The sequence below is a fragment of the Endozoicomonas sp. SESOKO2 genome (assembly GCF_024606245.1).
Classification (GTDB): Bacteria; Pseudomonadota; Gammaproteobacteria; order Pseudomonadales; family Endozoicomonadaceae; genus Endozoicomonas_A.
In genome coordinates this window covers 1-3,067 of the sequence record NZ_JAHHPQ010000530.1, presented here as the reverse complement: position 1 = coordinate 3,067, position 3,067 = coordinate 1, and the positions used below count along the sequence as shown (strand labels likewise).

The window sequence follows — 3,067 nt, the reverse complement described above, 5'->3', positions numbered from 1 at the left end:
CTTGGATACATCCTGAAAAAACTGCCGTCACAAGCTGGATGACGGACAGGTCGACCAGGTACGAGACATTCTGCGTGATATTGACTCCCTGACACCCCACACGGGCTTTCTCTTTGACAAGATCAACTTCCTGATGGATGCCACCATGGGTTTCATCAACCTGGAGCAGAACAATATCATTAAGATATTCTCCGTAGCAGCCGTTATGTTCCTGCCACCTACCCTTATTGCCAGTATCTATGGTATGAACTTCAAAGTAATGCCGGAGCTCAATGCCAGCTGGGGATACCCTCTAGCCCTGATTTTGATGTTAGCGAGTGCCCTTGGCACCTATGTGTTCTTTAAACGAAAAGGCTGGTTATAGAAGCTCTGTCAAGCTGTAGCCTGTCAGATGGCAGGCTTTACTCTTATTTCTGAAATGTCAGTCTAACGGCAAAGGATTGTTCATCTTTCCCAAAACTGATGCTGGCGTTATGCCTTTCAGCGACCACTTTAACCAGCGACAAACCCAATCCGTGACCGGGTGTTGTCCGACTCTGATCAAGCCGATAAAGCCTCTGGAATACCTTTTCATATTCTGATTCCGGAATACCTGCCCCCTGGTCAATCACTGATACCGAATTCTGATCAACACGAATTTTGATCTCACTCCCTTCATGGGAGTACTTGATGGCATTCTCAACCAGATTAAAAAGAATTCTGAATAGCAACTGGTGATTCCCCTGAACAACCAGATTCTGCTGCACTTCAAGCATTAAAGACTGCTCACTGGCTTCTGCCAGAGGCTCAGCCAGCTCAACAACCTCCGCGCCTATTTCGGTCAGGTCACAAGGGACAAATTCAAGATGTCCATGCCTATATTCCAGTTTGCTGAGCTCAAGCATGGCATTGAAGGTATGCAGAATGGTATCAAGCTCAGCCTGGGCCTCAAGAATATCCTCAACACCAGCACCGCCATTTAAATGGTATCCATCCAACTTGATCCTCAGTCGGGATAGCGGTGTTCTGAGATCATGAGCAATACTGCTGGTTACCGTTGCTATAGCTTCTACTGAGTCTTCAATCTGCTCAAGCATTTGATTGATATGGCCCGCCAGCTCATCAAACTCATCACCTTTTTCAGTGACTGGAACCCTGGCTGCTAACTGACCTTCACTGACTGTTGCAGTCACCTGATTGATTCCACGAAGCCGTGCCAGTACTTTTTTTGAAAATAGAAATCCGGTCAATAGCCCCACCAGCAAAACCAGTACCATTGCAATATAAAAGGCCAGCGTGAAACGAGAGGCAAACAGGTTAAAGTCTGAAGAGTTGTAGGCCAGTACCAGAGGCCCCCAGCGACTGTTGATACGACTCCCCCTCACCCTCTGAAAGCGACCGTCTCCCAACACCGAATCTCCCAGTATCCAGAAACTGCCCATGGCCGGGGACAGCGGGACGGTTTCAGGCAGATAATTCAGATTACCCTGGTAGCCTTCGGCGCTTTTATACACCACCAGTGCTTGCCGGCTTTTCTCTGCCAGCTGACGAACGGCCAGACTGAACTCACTTTCTGACTGGCTTTTGGCCAAGGATGCCAGAGAATTGAGCTGTTCCAGAACAAACTGATCTTGCCGTTTCTGGTAGAACCCCAGACTATAGTCCTTCACCAACCAAAGCGCTGATCCGCACAGTATCAGGACAATAGCCGTATGCAGTAAGGTGTAACGTAGCAGTGAGGATCTTTGTAACCGACCCAGAGGGTTAAGCCGGCTCACGGAGAACATAACCCGCTCCTCTCACGGTCTGAATCAGGGCTACCCCTCCGGCAGAATCCAGCTTTTTCCTCAATTTAGCGACATGCACATCAATAATGTTGCTGCCCGGATCAAAGTGATAATCCCACACGGATTCAAACAGCATGGTTCTGGAGATCACCTGACCTTTATGCTCAAGAAGAAAGCGCAGAAGTTGGAACTCTCTCGGCTGAAGATTGACTTCCATCTGGTTTTTGATTACACGCCTGGACAATAAATCCACTTCAAGATCAGAGATAGCCAGAGTATTTTCAGCTTCTTTGAAATGCCCCCTGCGTGTCAGGATTTCTGCCCTTACCAGGAGTTCACCAAAAGAGAAAGGTTTGCAAAGGTAATCATCTCCCCCCTGCTTCAAACCTTTAATGCGTTCATCAACACCATCGAGAGCACTGAGGATGATAACCGGTGTCTGGTTTTCAGCGGCTCGCAGTGCCGCCAGCACTTTAAGCCCTTCCATCTGGGGCAGCATCCGGTCCAGAACAATGATATCGTAGCGTTCACCCAACGCCATAAACAGACCATCCCGGCCATTGTCAACCAGATCCACGGTCCAGCCATGCTCCGTGAATCCCTTAGCAATGTATTCACGGGTTGTCTGGTCGTCCTCAACCACAAGCAACTTCATATCACCACACCTGCAAACAGTCTGTTCCGTCCATGACGGAAGGCATCAAAAGCTCAATCATTATCGGGTTACCGGAATCGGCTTGCCAGACTGTAAATCCACAATGACCTTGCGCACCCCCTTATCTGTCAACAACTCAATTTCAAAAAAAACAATGCCCTTCTCTTGTTCAAGCTCTGCCTCCAAAAGCTGTCCCGGAACAATCTTTTTCGCTTCATCAATGGCCTTCTTCAAGGTCATGCCACTGTTCATCAGCAGTTGGTACTTTTTACGCTTTAGCGCCTTGCTGGAGACACTGTCCTTGTCATCAAGCCAAATCTTGCCAGACTCGGCATCCATAATGACCTCCAGCTCAACGCTGTCTTCAGGATCAATAATCGTGAACTCATAAACCATTGAGCCATCTTCATCATCGATTCCAAATTCACTGAGGTGCCCGGGATAGCGGTCAGCAATTTGCATAATGGCCTGTTCCGGCTTGATTTTGGCATTTTCGATGGCCAGTTGCAGCACGACATCATCCTGGCCTGCCAGAACGGCGGTTGATACCATAAAAAGGCTCAGAATGGCCTCTTTTAGCAACCCCATGAGACTAACCTGTAAAAAAATGAGTGAATAATCGCGAAGGATAACCACCCTATAATGA

The 3,067-nt window shown here is 48.2% G+C and carries 3 protein-coding genes and 1 pseudogene; 1 reads left to right on the top strand and 3 read right to left on the bottom strand.

Annotation, left to right across the window (positions count from 1 at the left end; all coding sequences use genetic code 11):
- Window positions 1-25: 25 nt before the first annotated feature.
- Window positions 26-364, top strand: a pseudogene (locus KDK17_RS12995) (CorA family divalent cation transporter); the annotation flags it as partial.
- A gap of 43 nt (window positions 365-407) precedes the next feature.
- Here the strand turns inward: KDK17_RS12995 and KDK17_RS12990 are convergent.
- From KDK17_RS12990 to KDK17_RS12980, 3 genes are all read right to left on the bottom strand, one after another.
- Window positions 408-1,766, bottom strand: coding sequence for an ATP-binding protein (locus tag KDK17_RS12990; RefSeq protein ID WP_257279706.1), 1,359 nt, complete (start codon window positions 1,764-1,766; stop codon window positions 408-410).
- Window positions 1,744-2,421: a response regulator transcription factor gene (locus tag KDK17_RS12985; protein WP_257279707.1), complete on the bottom strand. Its 678-nt coding sequence runs from the start codon at window positions 2,419-2,421 to the stop codon at window positions 1,744-1,746. Before KDK17_RS12985 ends, KDK17_RS12990 begins: the two co-directional genes overlap by 23 nt.
- 60 nt (window positions 2,422-2,481) lie before the next feature.
- A partial coding sequence (locus KDK17_RS12980; protein ID WP_257288222.1) for a PepSY domain-containing protein occupies window positions 2,482-3,067 on the bottom strand: 586 nt, incomplete at its 5' end.

What these genes read in the sequence shown, in the direction of transcription:
- KDK17_RS12990 (WP_257279706.1), bottom strand. Translation starts at nt 1,766, where the DNA reads ATGTTCTCCGTGAGCCGGCTTAACCCTCTGGGTCGGTTACAAAGATCC.
- KDK17_RS12985 (WP_257279707.1), bottom strand. Translation starts at nt 2,421, where the DNA reads ATGAAGTTGCTTGTGGTTGAGGACGACCAGACAACCCGTGAATACATT.